The sequence below is a fragment of the Burkholderia humptydooensis genome (assembly GCF_001513745.1).
In the GTDB taxonomy this organism is placed as follows: Bacteria; Pseudomonadota; Gammaproteobacteria; order Burkholderiales; family Burkholderiaceae; genus Burkholderia; species Burkholderia humptydooensis.
Map to the genome: position 1 here is coordinate 895169 of NZ_CP013380.1, position 13626 is coordinate 908794.

The window sequence follows — 13626 nt, forward strand, 5'->3', positions numbered from 1 at the left end:
GCGTGCTCCTTATTGCGCCTGGCGCTGCAGGATGTTCGAGAACTCTTCGATGAACGTTTCGAAGCGGATCGCGAGACGGTCGATGTCGTGCGCGTAGCGGTTGTACGCGACCACGGCCGGAATCGCGGCGAACAGGCCGATCGCGGTCGCGACGAGCGCCTCGGCGATGCCCGGCGCGACGTTCGCGAGGGTCGCCTGCTGAACGTTCGCGAGGCCGCGGAACGAGTTCATGATCCCCCAGACCGTGCCGAACAGGCCGATGTACGGGCTCACCGAGCCGACGGACGCGAGGAACGACAGATTCGACTCGAGGACGTCCATCTCACGCTGGAATGATGCGCGCATTGCGCGGCGCGCGCCATCGAGGAGCAGCGCCGGATCGTTCAGACGTTTTTCCTTCGCCTTCAGGAATTCGCGCATCCCCGATTCGAAGATCCGCTCGAGCGCGCCGATCGTGTGGCGGTTGTTCGCGGCGCTCTGGTACAGCGCCTGCAGGTCGCCGCCCGACCAGAAGTCGCGCTCGAAGCGCTCGGTTTGCGCGCGGGCGCGGCGGATCGCGAACCATTTGCGGAAGATAAACGTCCACGACATCAGCGACAGGACGAGGAGAAGCCCCATCACCGCCTGGGCGAGCACGCTCGCGTTGAGGACGAGGGAAATGATCGACAGGTCTTGAGAAGTGTTCATAGAGGTTTGTGTAACGTCCCTTCGGGGAGGCCTGGCCAGGATGTATCCGGCCGGCGCGCTCCGGCGGCGTCCGGGTAGAGCGGTCGGCTGCGCGCCGCGCAGCCGGAAAACTTTCCGCCGAACCCTGCTTAGTGGCGGATCATGGGGTCGAGTTCATCAGCTCTGTCTAAACGGCACTCACGCATACGCCGTTGACACGGCTGGCCGGCCGCTTGCGGCCGGTCCGCGCTCGAGCGCGGCGAAGACGGGGGGCGGAATCGCAGCCGGCTTGAATGCCGAGCGGTTGACGCAGCCGATCCGGATGCCGGCCGCGACGAGCAGCGTGTCACCCCGCCACGCCTGCTGTTCGAATTCGACGCTCGCGCGGCCGATGCGCGCGATTCTGCAGACGATTTGCAGCGTGTCGTCGAGCCGCGCCGGTGCGCGGTAGTCGAGGTTTGCGTGGCGGACGATGAAGATCGCGCCTGTTTCGTCGGCGACCCGGCTCTGGTCGATCCCGCATGCGCGCAGCCATTCGGTGCGTGCGCGTTCGAAGAATCTCAGGTAATTCGCGTAATAGACGACGCCGCCGGCGTCGGTGTCTTCGTAATACACGCGGACCGGCCACGCGAAGTCGGGCGCCGCGTCGGGCTGTCGGCTGGGTTCGATCATGGCGCGCATTCTACCGGAACGGGCGACCCCGATTCCCCTGATTCGTAACGGAATGTTGCCTTCGCCGGACGGCCGCCGGGCCGCGCGCGCGGCCCGGCGCCGCGCTTAGCCGCGGTGGACGGTGAGACCGGCGGGCGCCTGCGCGACGGGCATCATCTCGATCGTGTTGATGTTCACGTGCGCGGGGCGAGTGGCGATCCAGTAGATCGTGTCGGCGATGTCTTCGGCGGTGAGCGGCTGGACGTTCGCGTAGACGTTCGCCGCTTTCTCGTCGTCGCCGCGGTAGCGCACGTTCGAGAATTCGGTGCCGCCGCAGAGGCCCGGCTCGATGTCGGTGACGCGCAGCGGCGTGCCGATCAGGTCGGCGCGCAGGTTCAGGCTGAACTGGCGCACGAACGCCTTGGTCGCTCCATAGACATTGCCGCCCGGGTACGGATAGCTGCCCGCAACCGAGCCGAGGTTGAAGATATGGCCGCGGCCGCGCTCGACCATGCCGGGCAGCAGCGTGCGCGTGACCGTGACGAGGCCCGAGCAGTTGGTGTCGATCATCGTCTGCCACTCGTCGAGGCTCGCCTTGTGCGCGGGCTCGACGCCGAGCGCGAGCCCCGCGTTGTTGACGAGGACGTCGACTGCGGCGAATTCCGCAGGCAGCCCGGTCGGCACGGCCTCGACGGCCGCGCGGTCGCGCACGTCGAGCTCGATCGGCAACAGGGCGCCGCCGAGCTCGGCGGCGAGCGCGTCGAGGCGCTCCTTGCGGCGTGCGGAGGCGACGACGCGGTGGCCGCCCTTGACGAAGGCGCGGGCGATGGCGGCGCCGAAACCTGCCGACGCACCGGTGACGAACACGATCATTGCTGCTGCTCCTAAAACGAGGCTTGCTGGGGGGAACCCGTTAGCCTACTGGCATCGCGGCGGTGCGGCAAGGTGCGGCGGCGCTCGCTTGCGACACCCGCGGCAAACCCCCGCCCGGCGCGCCTCGTGGATTTGTCCCCCAATATGATTCGGGACAGCCGACGCGGTTGCCTATTCATGGCGCATCCAATAAACTAACGCGCTCAATACCCCCTGCGTGACTGGCGATACGGCCTTTCGGGGTCAAGGTGGAGCATCCCACCGTGAAGCGTAGGGCGTCGCTTTTGCCGTTCGCCTGGGCAGCCGTTGTGCGCGCCGCGTTGCGTGCTTTGCCGGTGGCTGTCCCGCCTCGCGTTCCTCGGAATCCCTCCGCCACGTCGAGCCGGTTGCGCTGCCGGCTGCGCGACGTCCTCGGCCACTTCGGTCAACCTGTACACACTTAACGGAAACCGTATGTTTGACAGAGCCCAAAGCACCATTGCGAACGTCGATCCCGAGATCTGGCAAGCGATCCAGCAGGAAAACGTCCGTCAGGAAGAGCACATCGAGCTGATCGCGTCGGAGAACTACACGAGCCCGGCCGTGATGGCGGCGCAAGGCTCGCAGCTCACGAACAAGTACGCGGAAGGCTATCCGGGCAAGCGCTATTACGGCGGCTGCGAATACGTCGACATCGTCGAGCAGCTCGCGATCGACCGCGTGAAGGCGCTGTTCGGCGCCGAAGCCGCGAACGTGCAGCCGAACTCGGGCTCGCAGGCGAACCAGGGGGTGTTCTTCGCGATGCTCAAGCCGGGCGACACGATCATGGGCATGAGCCTCGCGCACGGCGGCCACCTGACGCACGGCTCGCCCGTCAACATGTCGGGCAAGTGGTTCAACGTCGTGAGCTACGGCCTGAACGAGAACGAAGACATCGACTACGAAGCCGCCGAGAAGCTCGCGCACGAGCACAAGCCGAAGCTGATCGTTGCCGGCGCGTCGGCGTTCGCGCTGAAGATCGATTTCGAGCGTCTCACGAAGATCGCGAAGGCGGTCGGCGCGTACCTGATGGTCGACATGGCGCACTACGCTGGCCTGATCGCGGCGGGCGTGTATCCGAACCCGGTGCCGCACGCCGATTTCGTCACGACGACGACGCACAAGAGCCTGCGCGGCCCGCGCGGCGGCGTGATCCTGATGAAGGCCGAGTACGAGAAGCAGATCAACTCGGCGATCTTCCCGGGCATCCAGGGCGGTCCGCTGATGCACGTGATCGCCGCGAAGGCCGTCGCGTTCAAGGAGGCGCTGTCGCCGGAATTCAAGGCATACCAGCAGAAGGTGGTCGAGAACGCGCGCGTGCTGGCGGAAACGCTGGTGAAGCGCGGCCTGCGCATCGTGTCGGGCCGCACCGAAAGCCACGTGATGCTCGTCGATCTGCGCGCGAAGAACATCACCGGCAAGGCGGCGGAAGCGGCGCTCGGCAATGCGCACATCACGGTCAACAAGAACGCGATCCCGAACGATCCGGAGAAGCCGTTCGTGACGAGCGGCGTGCGTCTGGGCTCGCCGGCGATGACGACGCGCGGCTTCGGCCCGCAGGAAGCCGAACTCGTCGGCAACCTGATCGCCGACGTGCTCGAGAGTCCGGAAGACGCGGCGACGATCGAGCGCGTGCGCGCGCAGGTCGCCGACCTGACGAAGCGTTTCCCGGTCTATCGCTGATCGGCCATGCGCTGCCCGTTCTGCCGGCACGACGATACGCAAGTGGTGGATTCGCGCGTGTCGGAAGACGGCGCCGCGATCCGCCGGCGTCGGCGCTGCTCGGCTTGCGACAAGCGTTTCACGACGTACGAGCGCGTCGAGCTGGCGTTGCCGGCCGTCGTGAAGAAAGACGGCAGCCGCACTGAATTCGACCGCCGCAAGATCGTCGCGAGCATGCAACTGGCGCTGCGCAAGCGCCCGGTTGCAGCCGATGCGATCGACGCGGCGGTCGCCCGCATCGAATATCAGTTGCTCGCGTCCGGCGAGCGCGAAGTCCGCAGCGAGAAGCTCGGCGAGCTTGTGATGAACGAGCTGCGCCAGCTCGATACGATCGCCTACGTGCGTTTCGCGTCTGTTTACCGGCGGTTCGAAGACGTCTCCGAATTCGCGGACGTGATCGAGGAATTCCGCCGCACGGCGCCCGCGAAACCGCCGCGCAAGCGTTGAGCTTGCGCATTCCGTTTCCCGTTTCGTTTCCCATTCCATTCGTTTCTCCCGCGTAGCACGCGGTTGTGTGCTCGCCTGGGCGATTGTCGTGCGTCCGGCTGCGGCGCGCGACTCGGCCGTTCGGCAGATGGTCGGCGTTTGCCGGCGCGGGTACAGTCGGCGCATCGGATTCAAGGAGAGGTCGATGCGATCGGAGCGTGGCAGGCGAGCAATGGCGGGCTTCGTGCTCGTCGAGTTGATGGTCGCGCTCGTGCTGGTTGCGCTTGTCGCGACGCTGACCGTGCCGACGCTCGCCGGCGCTCGGATGCGTGATCGGGTCGACGCGCGTGCGCGCGTGTTCGGCGCATTGCTCGCCTATGCGCGCGGCGAGGCGGTGAGGCTCGGCAGGCGCGTAGTGCTGTGCCGCAGCGATGCGACTGCGAAATGTATTGCGGCGGGGCGGCCGTGCGACAACGGGGCGGCCGACTGGTCATGCGGCTGGACCGTCGCTGTCGCGGACGGCGAGCGCGGGACGCGCGTGTTGCGCCGTATCGCGCGTGATGTCCGAGTCGCCGTGACGGGCGCGACCGTCGACGTCATATTCACGCCGCCCGCGGGCCAGGTGATTGGCGGCTTCCGGAGTTTCGAATTTGCGCCGAGCGACGCATCGGGCGCGTGGCATGGCGAGCGCTGGCGCCGTTGCCTGCGGATCGCGGCGGGCGGTCGCGTGCGATTTGCCGAAGGCGGTTGCGGGGGGCCGGCATGACGTGTCCTCGGTCGATGCGCGGGAGCACGCTGCTCGAAGCGGCGATTGCGTGTGCGTTGCTCGCAGTCGCGGCGCTTGGCGTGGTTGCGGCATTGCTCGCGGCGATACGAGGCGAGCGCGACGCCTTGGCACGCGAGCAGGCGATGCTCGTCGCCGATTCGTGGGCGGAGATGGCGCGAGCCGGTGGGCCGTCGGGCATCGATTGGGACGCGTCGATGTCCGGATTGCGCCACGGGAAGCTCGTAGCGACAGCCTCAGGTGCGGGCATTTCGAGCGTACGGGTCGAATGGGAACGGCCGGGGGCGGTCGCCGCGGGGCCGTTGCGTTGCGACGGCGATGTCGCGGCGGCACGCGCTGCCGCCAAGCCATGCGCGACACTCGCTTATGCATCGGCGGATCGCCTATGACGCGAGCGACACGCTGGCGCGCACACACGCTGATCGAGGTGATGATCGCGATGGCGCTCGGCTTGATGATCCTGCTTGCCGCGATGTCCCTCTATCGCGTGCAGCGGGCCGCCTATTCGGCTGCGGCCGATGCCGCGCGCTTGCGCGACGCGGCGCAGGCAGCGCTCGCGCTGATCGCGCAGCAGATCCAGATGGCGGGCTTCGTTCCGATCGACGCGCACGATGCGCGGCCGGTATCGGGGCTGTTCGGCTGCGCGGCGGGACGACCCGTCAACGCCGACGGGCACGCTGCATGCGATTCGCTGGCGAGCGGTTCGGACGGCCTCGTCGTCCGCTACGTAGGAGATGGCGTCTCCACGTGGCCGACGGCGGGCGGACAGGCGACGGACTGTCTTGGCCAGGGTGTCGGCGCGGCCGACACGCAGCCGCTGGTCGTCAACCGCTTTTACGCGCGCATCAGCGCGTCGACGGGCGAACCGGAGCTGTACTGCGAAGGCAGCGGCAGACCCGGCATCGCGCAGCCGCTCGTCGAAGGCGTCGAGCGCTTGCGTCTGCGCTACCGGCTGCACGGCACCGCGCGATGGGCCGATGCATCGGCCTTGTCTGCCGACGACTGGGCCAATGTGACCGCTGTTTCCGTTTGCGTGCAAGTACGAGGCATGCGCACGGGGCGCCCGGTGCGTTACGTCGACTGCGAGGGGCGAATGGCGGGCGCGCCGGACACGCGCGCGAGACTTTCGTTGCGACGATATGTTGCGGTCCGTAATCGAGCCGGCACATGACGCGTTCCATAGTCGGGCTGCATGCGGAGCGACCACGGGTGGTCCGGAAACGTTCGACGCCGCGTGATGCGCCGCGGCGGCGCGAGTCGCCGATGCGCGGTTCGCGGGGCGTCGCGCTGCCGGGCGTACTCGCCTTGACGGCTTCGCTCATCGTGATGTCGTTCGCGTGGTTCGAGATCGCGAAGACGGAGGTCCAGCGCATGACGAGCGTCGCGAGCCGATCCATTGCATTTCGCGCAGCGGATGCCGCACTCGAAGCATGCGCGGACGCGCTGGAGAGTAGCGCGGCGCCATTCCCGTCGGCAAGCGGCGGTGGGACGCCGACGCGCGAGCCGAGCGGGTGGCGACAACCGGGCGTATTCGACGGCATCGGCGCATTCAGTCCGTACGCCGGATGGCCGGGCGCGGCGCAGGCGCCAAGCTGCTTGATCGAAGCGTGGAAGTTGCCGGCGCGCCCCGACGTGCGCGCCTACCTCGTGACCGCCCGCGGCGTGGGCGCGACGCACGATACGGTCGAGTGGCTGCAATTGCAGATTGTGATCGAGAGCGGGCGCATCGAACGCAGGTGGCGCCGGGTCGTGGGAAGACCAGCATAGAAAGAAGAGGAAATAGCGATGTCGTGTACTGAACGCAGCGCGCGCTTGCGAGGCTTTACATTGATCGAAGTGGTCGTTGCGCTCGCGATCGTGGCCGTGCTCGCGGCGTTTGCCGTGCCGTCGTATCGCAGCCATGTCGAACGAGGGAACCGGCTGACCGCGATTGCCGCGCTGTATCGCGCCGCACAGTACGCGGACGCGTTCGGTGAAGCGCCGCCCACCGCATTACCGGAAGGGATGAACCGGGCGCCCGATTCCGGCAAGGTTCTCTACGTGCTGCGGATCACGTTCGACGACGCGCGCGGCGGATACGCACTGGAGGCGAGTCCAGCCGCCGATGGAGCGATGCGCGACGACAGATGCGGCGTCTACGTGCTGCATGCGGACGGCACGCGCGAGAATCGCGTTGCCGAGGGAGGCACGTTCGATGGAGGCGCGCCGGGAACCGATGCGTGCTGGCGAGCCGGCTAGATGTGACGCGTCGAGAGCCGATTGCCCGACGCCGGAAACGGGGCAGCCGGTGCGATCGGATTCGCGGTCCGCGGCTGACGAGCGCTATGGGCGTGTGCTGCGCGGTGCCTCGGCGTCGGATGCGTCGTCGCCGTTCTTTGCCTGCTTCCAGATCTGGTAGGCCTCCCAAACCGCGAAGCCGACGGCGCCCCACTTGAGTGCGGGGCGCGCGCTCGCGCGCAGCAGCGCGCGCACGGGCTTTGCGAGCACGACGGACGCCAGCGAGCTCAACAGCGGATACTGGCTGACGAGCGCGCCGAGCATCGCGTTCACGTTCCTCGCCGACTTGCCGAGCGACCCGCCCGACACCCCGGGCACGAGAAGCTTCAGCCATTTGAAATGCGTGACGGACTGGCGCAGCTCGGCGCCCGCCTGCGCGAGCTCCAGGCGCTCGACGTCGGAGCGCAGGATCAGCAGTTCCTTGCGCAGCGCGCGGTACTGGGCCGCGCTCATGTGCCGCTTCTGCGAAGCAGCGTGGAATCGTTGTTCCGGGGCGGAGTGACTCATGGCGCGTCGACGTGGAGTGGGCGAGAAGAGGGGGAGCGCGGCCGCGCGTTCACGGCTTGCCGCGGAACAGCTCGCGGTCCTTTTCGAGTTCGTTCAGCGTCGCTTCGAACACGACGGGCGCGTTGCGCAGTCCCGAGCGCGCCTTCAGCCAGCAGGCGAACGCGCCGAGCGCGTAGAGCGCGGTGATGGCGGCGAGCGATTGCCAGCGGTAGGTATCCCAGAACGCGATCGCGACGAGCACCGTCAGGCTGATGAGCGCCATCGTCGCGAGCATCATCGCGGCGAGTCCGAAAAAGAGCACGCCCATCAGGCGTTCCTTCTCCTCGGCGAGCTCGATGCCGACGAGTTCGAGCCGGGTCTGCAGCAGAGCGAACACCGAGCCGAGCAGGCGGCGCAGCGGTCCGTGCCCGGACTGGTGCGATGAGGTTTCTGTCGTCATGGAAGAGGCGCTTGCGCGCGGAGAACGGCCGGCGCCGCAACGGGCCGGAGCGCATGGCCCCGGCCGTCGCGCGGAGGCGGGCGGGCCGGGGGCTGTCTCTCGCGGTGGCGTGCCGCGTTACTTGCGATTGATCAGAAGGCCGATCAGCACGCCGACGCCGGCCGCGACGCCGATCGACGTCCACGGATGCTCGTGCACGTAGTCGTCGGTGGCGCGCGCCGCCTTCTTGCCTTTCTCGACCACGACCACCTGAACGTCGGTCGCCTTCTCCTTCGCCTGTTTCAGGCGTGCAAGCGCCTTCTCGCGCAGCTCGGTCGCACGGTCGCCCGTGCTGCTCGCGGCCTGCTTCAGCAGGTCTTCCGCGTCCGCGAGAACAGTTTTGATATCCGACATCAGTTTCTCCTTGTTGACTTCAGACATTGCGACTCCCTTCTTGCCGAGGCGGGTTGTCCTACGGGCATCGTAGCGAAACCCGTGCCTGCGGGCGAGCGCGGCGGCCCGGCGCGCAGGCGGCGCAAGATCGCGCTTGAGTAGCATGGTAAACGACTTGCCGTGGCAATAGAGAGCCGATCCGGAACGAAAAAGTTTCCGGGATTGTCAAATCGCGACCGGCAAAAATGATAAAAAGGCATGAATATCTGACGGAATAATCGTTCGCTCCGGCCGCGGGATCACTTAAGCTAAAAAACTGTCCGGATGCATCGTGTGTCCGGGCACCCAACCCATGCAAGTTCAAGGAGCTGCAACATGAGTCTACGTCTTGGCGACATCGCGCCGGATTTCGAGCAGGATTCGAGCCTTGGCCGCATCAAATTCCATGAATGGCTCGGCAATAGTTGGGGCGTCCTGTTCTCGCATCCGGCTGACTACACGCCCGTCTGCACGACGGAGCTCGGCCTGACCGCGAAGCTCAAGGGCGAATTCGAGAAGCGCAACGTGAAGGTGATCGCGCTGTCGGTCGACAGCGTGGAGTCGCACAAGGGCTGGATCGACGACATCAACGACACGCAGGCGACGAGCGTCGGCTTCCCGATCATCGCCGACGGCGACCGCAAGGTCTCGGAACTCTACGACATGATCCATCCGAACGCGAACGAGACGCTGACCGTGCGCTCGCTGTTCGTGATCGATCCGAACAAGAAGGTGCGCCTCATCATCACCTACCCGGCGAGCACCGGCCGCAACTTCGACGAAGTGCTGCGCGTCATCGATTCGCTGCAGTTGACCGACAATTACAAGGTCGCGACGCCCGGCAACTGGAAGGATGGCGACGACGTCGTGATCGTGCCGTCGCTGCAGGACCCGGAAGAGCTGAAGCAGCGCTTCCCGAAGGGCTTCAAGGCGGTGCGCCCGTACCTGCGCCTGACGCCGCAGCCGAACAAGTAAGCGGCTTGCGCGCCGCGCGTTGACGCGGCTTGAAGGTCATGCGATAACGAAAGCCCCGGCACGGTCGCCGGGGCTTTTTCGTTTGCCGCGCCGCCTGGGCGATGCGGCCGTATCCGCGCGACGTTCGTCAAACTCAGAAGAACGCCTGAATCCCGGTCTGCGCGCGGCCGAGGATCAGCGCGTGAATGTCGTGCGTGCCTTCGTACGTGTTCACCACTTCGAGGTTCACGAGGTGGCGCGCGACGCCGAATTCGTCCGAGATGCCGTTGCCGCCCAGCATGTCGCGGGCGAGGCGGGCGATGTCGAGCGCCTTGCCGCACGAATTGCGCTTCATGATCGACGTGATCTCGACGGCGGCGGTGCCTTCGTCCTTCATCCGGCCGAGCCGCAGCACGCCCTGCAGGCCGAGCGTGATCTCGGTCTGCATGTCCGCGAGCTTCTTCTGGATCAACTGGTTCGCGGCGAGCGGGCGGCCGAACTGCTTGCGGTCGAGCACGTACTGGCGCGCGATGTGCCAGCACGACTCGGCCGCGCCGAGCGCGCCCCACGCGATGCCGTAGCGTGCCGAATTCAGGCACGTGAACGGCCCGCGCAGGCCCTTCACGCCCGGCAGGATGTTTTCGTCGGGGACGAACACTTCGTCGAGCACGATCTCGCCCGTGATCGACGCGCGCAGGCCCACCTTGCCGTGGATCGCCGGCGCCGACAGGCCCTTCCAGCCCTTCTCGAGGATGAAGCCGCGGATCTCGTCGCGGCCGTCCTCGTCGAGCTTCGCCCAGACGACGAATACGTCGGCGATCGGCGAATTCGTGATCCACATCTTCGAGCCGGACAGCGAGTAGCCGCCCGGCACCTTCTGCGCGCGCGTGACCATGCTGCCCGGGTCGGAGCCGTGGTTCGGCTCGGTCAGGCCGAAGCAGCCGATCCATTCGCCCGTTGCGAGCTTCGGCAGGTACTTTTCCTTCTGCGCGTCGGAGCCGAATTCGAAGATGGGCACCATCACGAGCGACGACTGCACCGACATCATCGACCGATAGCCCGAATCGACGCGCTCGACCTCGCGCGCGATGAGCCCGTAGCTCACGTAGTTGAGGCCGGGGCCGCCGTACTGCTCGGGAATCGTCGGCCCGAGCAGGCCGACCTCGCCCATTTCGCGGAAGATCGCCGCATCGGTGGTCTCATGGCGGAACGCCTGCGTCACGCGCGGCGCGAGCTTGCCCTGCGCGTAAGCGTTCGCGGCGTCGCGCACCATGCGCTCGTCGTCGGTGAGCTGCTGGTCGAGCAGCAACGGATCGTCCCAATGGAAGGTTGCGGCAGCCATCTCGTCATCTCCTCACTTGACTGTAGTTCCGCTATGCGGAACAATGTTTTGCAAATTGAACCCAGTGTATCACCGCATGAATTTTCCGACCATCGATGCCGACACGCTCGACGAACGCAAGTTCGTCGTCGCTCTCGCGCGGGGGCTCGATCTGCTGCGCGCGTTCAGGCCCGGCGAGACGATGCTCGGCAACCGCGACTTCGTCGAGCGCACCGGCTTGCCGAAGGCGACCGTCAACCGGCTCGCGTACACGCTTACCGTGCTCGGCTGTCTGCGCTACGACGACGCGCTCGGCAAGTACGCGCTCGATGCGGGCGTGCTGTCGCTCGGCTACGCGCTGCTCGCGGGCTCGGACACGCTCGCGCTCGCGCGGCCGCACATGCAGGCGCTCGCGCGCGAGATCGGCGCGGCGGTGTCGCTCGGTTGCCGCGACGGGCTCGACATGATCTACCTGGAGACGATCCGCAGCGAGACGGCGCTGACGCTCGGGCTCGCGTCGGGGTCGCGGCTGTCGATGCTGACGAGCTCGATGGGGCGTGCGTATCTTGCGGTGCAGCCGCCCGACGCGCGCGCGGCGCTCTTTGCCGAGCTGCGCAAGACGGCGGGGAAGGGGCGGGCGGGGGCGGCGCTCGTCGACGCGGCGGAGCATGCGGTCGACGCATTCGCCGTCGATGGCTGCTGTTACTCGTTTCGCGACTGGCACGAGGACGTGAACGCTGCCGCTGTGCCGTTTCGCGAGCCGCGCGAAGGGCGCTGGCTGATTCTCAGTTGCAGCGGGCCGGCGTCGTCGATGGGCGAGGACGTGTTCCGCAGCCGGATCGGCCCGAAGCTGAAGGCGCTCGCCCGGCGGCTCGGGGAGCTGGGCTGAGCCGGCGCGGGACCGTCGCCGTTCGATTTGCCGCCGCGCGCGTCGAGGCGAGGCGGCATGCGGCTGCAATCGGCTGCAATCGGTTGTATCGTAGATGCCGATTTTCATCGCTGTATCCCGGTGCCGCGTGAACAGGAGGTTTGTGATGTCGAGCTCGGAATCGCTGGAAGGCGGGTGCGCGTGCGGCGCAATTCGTTACCGGATCGCCGGCATGCCTGCGGACGCCGGCTTTTGTCATTGCCGGCTGTGTCAGCGGACGACGGGCGCCGCCGTGCTCGCATGGGCGACGGTGCCGCTCGGCGCGTTCGAGTACGTGAAGGGCGAGCCGCGCGTGTTCGCGTCGAGCGCGTGGGGCGAGCGGCGCTTCTGCGCGCAGTGCGGCGCGCAGCTCGAATACCGGCGGTCGGATGCGCCTTCGACGGTCGAGGTCAATTACGCGACGCTCGACGATCCGTCGGCGATCACGCCGAAAGCGCATACGTGGTACGCGAGCCGCATCCCCGGCCTGGAAGTGGCGGGCGGTTTGCCGGTGCGCGACGACGGCGACCACTGAGCCGAGCCGGCGTCGCGCGAGCGCGGCCGCCTATCGCGCGCATTCCGCCCGGCGCGCCGGGCGCTGCATCGCCCGCGAGCGCCCGCGTCCCGTCAGACCGCGGCCGGCTGCGAGAACACCGGCCCCTGCACGAGCCGCACGTCGTACTGACGCAGCAGCTCGAACTGCGCCTCGTCGACGACGTGATCGAAGATGAGCGGAATGCGCACGCGCTGCGCATAGCCGACGAGCGCCTTCACCATCCCTTCCCGCAGCGCGATCGCGGCGTCCATCTTGATGTAGTCGGGCCGCGCCATGTCCGATTCGACGGCGAGGATGCGCCCCGGATCGGGCAGCTTGTCGGCGACCTTGAAGCCGTAGTGCTGATAACTCTTCGTCAGATAGCCGAGGAACGTCTTGTGCGCGACGGCCGCCGCCGGCAGCTCGATCACGACGCGCTCGGGCGGTAGCCCGAAGCTCTTGAGCACGGTCGAGAAGTGCTTGCCGTGGTCGTACTTGACGCTCTTCAGCAGCCGTTCGTGCACGCGCAGGAACAGCAGGCCGTGCCGCTGCGCGCCGAAGAAGTTGATCGCGTGCAGGCTGCGCGCGAGCCGGTCGAGCGCGACGAGCTCCTGATCGTCGGCGACGGCGCCGATCGGATCGAACGGTGCGCCGCCCGCGTGCGTGACCGCCTGGAAGCCGAGTTCGTCGCCGTAGCGCTCGATCGCGTCGGAGAGCGACGTCGATTGCGGCGCGCCCGGCATCGACACGTCGTAGATCGGCTCGTAGACGCTCTCCAGCTTGAGACCGCGCAGGTGCGCGTATGCGCCCTGCGCGCCGTCTTCGAGCGCAAGGTGGTCGCACAGGAACGGGAGCTTGCCCGCGCGGGCGACGAGCTCGGGAATGGTGGGCGGAACCATGGACTCCGGAAGGAAGAAAGGCGGCCGAAACGGCCGCCGTATATGAACGATAGTAGCAGCGCCGCGCGCGATTGGCTGCGTGAGTTGCTCATATCGATATCGGTTCCGCGCCGACGCCTAGGGTATACGATGATTTCACTAATCGTAATTGGTTTTACTATTCGTAAATCATGATGTTGACGCAGATCAAGCAATCCGGTCAATCAGACGCGCGGCTTGCCCGACGAAAGCGGCGC

At 67.0% G+C, this 13626-nt stretch carries 18 protein-coding genes and 1 riboswitch; of the genes, 10 read left to right on the top strand and 8 right to left on the bottom strand.

The features are described from left to right. Positions 1–9: 9 nt before the first annotated feature. The 3 genes from tolQ to AQ610_RS04110 all read right to left on the bottom strand — a co-directional run bounded on the left by tolQ (position 10) and on the right by AQ610_RS04110 (position 2190). On the bottom strand, positions 10–687 hold the full coding sequence (tolQ, locus tag AQ610_RS04100) for a protein TolQ (RefSeq protein WP_006025431.1): 678 nt from the start codon (positions 685–687) through the stop codon (positions 10–12). Between the two features lie 177 nt (positions 688–864). Beyond that, complete coding sequence (ybgC, locus tag AQ610_RS04105) at positions 865–1347, bottom strand: tol-pal system-associated acyl-CoA thioesterase (protein ID WP_006025432.1); 483 nt, start codon at positions 1345–1347, stop codon at positions 865–867. Positions 1348–1443: 96 nt separating this feature from the next. Next, positions 1444–2190, bottom strand: a complete 747-nt coding sequence (locus tag AQ610_RS04110) for an SDR family NAD(P)-dependent oxidoreductase (protein ID WP_006025433.1) — start codon at positions 2188–2190, stop codon at positions 1444–1446. Positions 2191–2397: 207 nt separating this feature from the next. Continuing rightward, a riboswitch (ZMP/ZTP riboswitch) is annotated at positions 2398–2498 on the top strand. A 145-nt stretch (positions 2499–2643) separates the two neighbouring features. On the opposite strand from AQ610_RS04110, the gene glyA reads away from it, so the two are divergent. The 7 genes from glyA (at position 2644) to AQ610_RS04145 (ending at position 7378) form a co-directional block, all read left to right on the top strand. Beyond that, positions 2644–3891 (top strand): serine hydroxymethyltransferase, encoded by a 1248-nt coding sequence (gene glyA, locus AQ610_RS04115; protein WP_006025435.1) that lies wholly within the window; start codon positions 2644–2646, stop codon positions 3889–3891. Between the two features lie 6 nt (positions 3892–3897). Next, a complete protein-coding gene (gene nrdR / locus AQ610_RS04120; RefSeq protein WP_006025436.1) occupies positions 3898–4377 on the top strand; it encodes a transcriptional regulator NrdR in 480 nt (159 codons plus the stop codon). Positions 4378–4561: 184 nt separating this feature from the next. Then, positions 4562–5122: a GspH/FimT family protein gene (locus AQ610_RS04125; protein WP_041861592.1), complete on the top strand. Its 561-nt coding sequence runs from the start codon at positions 4562–4564 to the stop codon at positions 5120–5122. Next, positions 5119–5529, top strand: coding sequence for a hypothetical protein (locus tag AQ610_RS04130; protein ID WP_080594997.1), 411 nt, complete (start codon positions 5119–5121; stop codon positions 5527–5529). The genes AQ610_RS04125 and AQ610_RS04130 overlap by 4 nt, the downstream gene beginning before the upstream one ends. Continuing rightward, on the top strand, positions 5526–6311 hold the full coding sequence (locus AQ610_RS04135) for a type IV pillus assembly protein (protein ID WP_009913438.1): 786 nt from the start codon (positions 5526–5528) through the stop codon (positions 6309–6311). The genes AQ610_RS04130 and AQ610_RS04135 overlap by 4 nt, the downstream gene beginning before the upstream one ends. A 92-nt stretch (positions 6312–6403) precedes the next feature. Beyond that, positions 6404–6907, top strand: coding sequence for a pilus assembly protein (locus AQ610_RS04140; RefSeq protein ID WP_006025440.1), 504 nt, complete (start codon positions 6404–6406; stop codon positions 6905–6907). 18 nt (positions 6908–6925) lie between these two features. Further along, positions 6926–7378 carry a type IV pilin protein gene (locus AQ610_RS04145; RefSeq protein WP_043282317.1) on the top strand — a complete coding sequence of 151 codons (453 nt, stop codon included), beginning with the start codon at positions 6926–6928 and terminating at the stop codon, positions 7376–7378. An 84-nt stretch (positions 7379–7462) separates the two neighbouring features. On the opposite strand, the gene AQ610_RS04150 is transcribed toward AQ610_RS04145, so the two are convergent. From AQ610_RS04150 to AQ610_RS04160, 3 genes are all read right to left on the bottom strand, one after another. After that, a complete protein-coding gene (locus AQ610_RS04150; protein ID WP_006025442.1) occupies positions 7463–7870 on the bottom strand; it encodes a DUF3318 domain-containing protein in 408 nt (135 codons plus the stop codon). 103 nt (positions 7871–7973) lie between these two features. Continuing rightward, on the bottom strand, positions 7974–8363 hold the full coding sequence (locus tag AQ610_RS04155; protein ID WP_006025443.1) for a phage holin family protein: 390 nt from the start codon (positions 8361–8363) through the stop codon (positions 7974–7976). Between the two features lie 117 nt (positions 8364–8480). Continuing rightward, positions 8481–8783 (bottom strand): ElaB/YgaM/YqjD family protein, encoded by a 303-nt coding sequence (locus tag AQ610_RS04160; RefSeq protein WP_006025444.1) that lies wholly within the window; start codon positions 8781–8783, stop codon positions 8481–8483. Positions 8784–9110: 327 nt separating this feature from the next. On the opposite strand from AQ610_RS04160, the gene AQ610_RS04165 reads away from it, so the two are divergent. Continuing rightward, positions 9111–9749: a peroxiredoxin gene (locus AQ610_RS04165; protein ID WP_006025445.1), complete on the top strand. Its 639-nt coding sequence runs from the start codon at positions 9111–9113 to the stop codon at positions 9747–9749. A 133-nt stretch (positions 9750–9882) separates the two neighbouring features. Here AQ610_RS04165 and AQ610_RS04170 read toward each other — a convergent pair whose 3' ends face one another. Next, the gene (locus tag AQ610_RS04170; RefSeq protein WP_009913435.1) at positions 9883–11070 is read right to left on the bottom strand and encodes an acyl-CoA dehydrogenase; all 1188 of its coding nucleotides are present in this window, start codon (positions 11068–11070) and stop codon (positions 9883–9885) included. Positions 11071–11146: 76 nt separating this feature from the next. On the opposite strand from AQ610_RS04170, the gene AQ610_RS04175 reads away from it, so the two are divergent. Together AQ610_RS04175 and AQ610_RS04180 are read left to right on the top strand one after the other, a co-directional pair. Beyond that, entirely contained in the window at positions 11147–11938 is a 792-nt protein-coding gene (locus AQ610_RS04175) for an IclR family transcriptional regulator (RefSeq protein WP_009913434.1), read from the top strand. A 145-nt stretch (positions 11939–12083) separates the two neighbouring features. Then, entirely contained in the window at positions 12084–12491 is a 408-nt protein-coding gene (locus AQ610_RS04180; RefSeq protein WP_009913433.1) for a GFA family protein, read from the top strand. 92 nt (positions 12492–12583) lie between these two features. Here AQ610_RS04180 and AQ610_RS04185 read toward each other — a convergent pair whose 3' ends face one another. Next, positions 12584–13390, bottom strand: coding sequence for an EAL domain-containing protein (locus tag AQ610_RS04185; protein ID WP_006025449.1), 807 nt, complete (start codon positions 13388–13390; stop codon positions 12584–12586). Positions 13391–13626: the final 236 nt, after the last annotated feature.

What these genes read in the sequence shown, in the direction of transcription:
- tolQ (WP_006025431.1), bottom strand. Translation starts at nt 687, where the DNA reads ATGAACACTTCTCAAGACCTGTCGATCATTTCCCTCGTCCTCAACGCG.
- ybgC (WP_006025432.1), bottom strand. Translation starts at nt 1,347, where the DNA reads ATGCGCGCCATGATCGAACCCAGCCGACAGCCCGACGCGGCGCCCGAC.
- AQ610_RS04110 (WP_006025433.1), bottom strand. Translation starts at nt 2,190, where the DNA reads ATGATCGTGTTCGTCACCGGTGCGTCGGCAGGTTTCGGCGCCGCCATC.
- glyA (WP_006025435.1), top strand. Translation starts at nt 2,644, where the DNA reads ATGTTTGACAGAGCCCAAAGCACCATTGCGAACGTCGATCCCGAGATC.
- nrdR (WP_006025436.1), top strand. Translation starts at nt 3,898, where the DNA reads ATGCGCTGCCCGTTCTGCCGGCACGACGATACGCAAGTGGTGGATTCG.
- AQ610_RS04125 (WP_041861592.1), top strand. Translation starts at nt 4,562, where the DNA reads ATGCGATCGGAGCGTGGCAGGCGAGCAATGGCGGGCTTCGTGCTCGTC.
- AQ610_RS04130 (WP_080594997.1), top strand. Translation starts at nt 5,119, where the DNA reads ATGACGTGTCCTCGGTCGATGCGCGGGAGCACGCTGCTCGAAGCGGCG.
- AQ610_RS04135 (WP_009913438.1), top strand. Translation starts at nt 5,526, where the DNA reads ATGACGCGAGCGACACGCTGGCGCGCACACACGCTGATCGAGGTGATG.
- AQ610_RS04140 (WP_006025440.1), top strand. Translation starts at nt 6,404, where the DNA reads ATGCGCGGTTCGCGGGGCGTCGCGCTGCCGGGCGTACTCGCCTTGACG.
- AQ610_RS04145 (WP_043282317.1), top strand. Translation starts at nt 6,926, where the DNA reads ATGTCGTGTACTGAACGCAGCGCGCGCTTGCGAGGCTTTACATTGATC.
- AQ610_RS04150 (WP_006025442.1), bottom strand. Translation starts at nt 7,870, where the DNA reads ATGAGCGCGGCCCAGTACCGCGCGCTGCGCAAGGAACTGCTGATCCTG.
- AQ610_RS04155 (WP_006025443.1), bottom strand. Translation starts at nt 8,363, where the DNA reads ATGACGACAGAAACCTCATCGCACCAGTCCGGGCACGGACCGCTGCGC.
- AQ610_RS04160 (WP_006025444.1), bottom strand. Translation starts at nt 8,783, where the DNA reads ATGTCTGAAGTCAACAAGGAGAAACTGATGTCGGATATCAAAACTGTT.
- AQ610_RS04165 (WP_006025445.1), top strand. Translation starts at nt 9,111, where the DNA reads ATGAGTCTACGTCTTGGCGACATCGCGCCGGATTTCGAGCAGGATTCG.
- AQ610_RS04170 (WP_009913435.1), bottom strand. Translation starts at nt 11,070, where the DNA reads ATGGCTGCCGCAACCTTCCATTGGGACGATCCGTTGCTGCTCGACCAG.
- AQ610_RS04175 (WP_009913434.1), top strand. Translation starts at nt 11,147, where the DNA reads ATGAATTTTCCGACCATCGATGCCGACACGCTCGACGAACGCAAGTTC.
- AQ610_RS04180 (WP_009913433.1), top strand. Translation starts at nt 12,084, where the DNA reads ATGTCGAGCTCGGAATCGCTGGAAGGCGGGTGCGCGTGCGGCGCAATT.
- AQ610_RS04185 (WP_006025449.1), bottom strand. Translation starts at nt 13,390, where the DNA reads ATGGTTCCGCCCACCATTCCCGAGCTCGTCGCCCGCGCGGGCAAGCTC.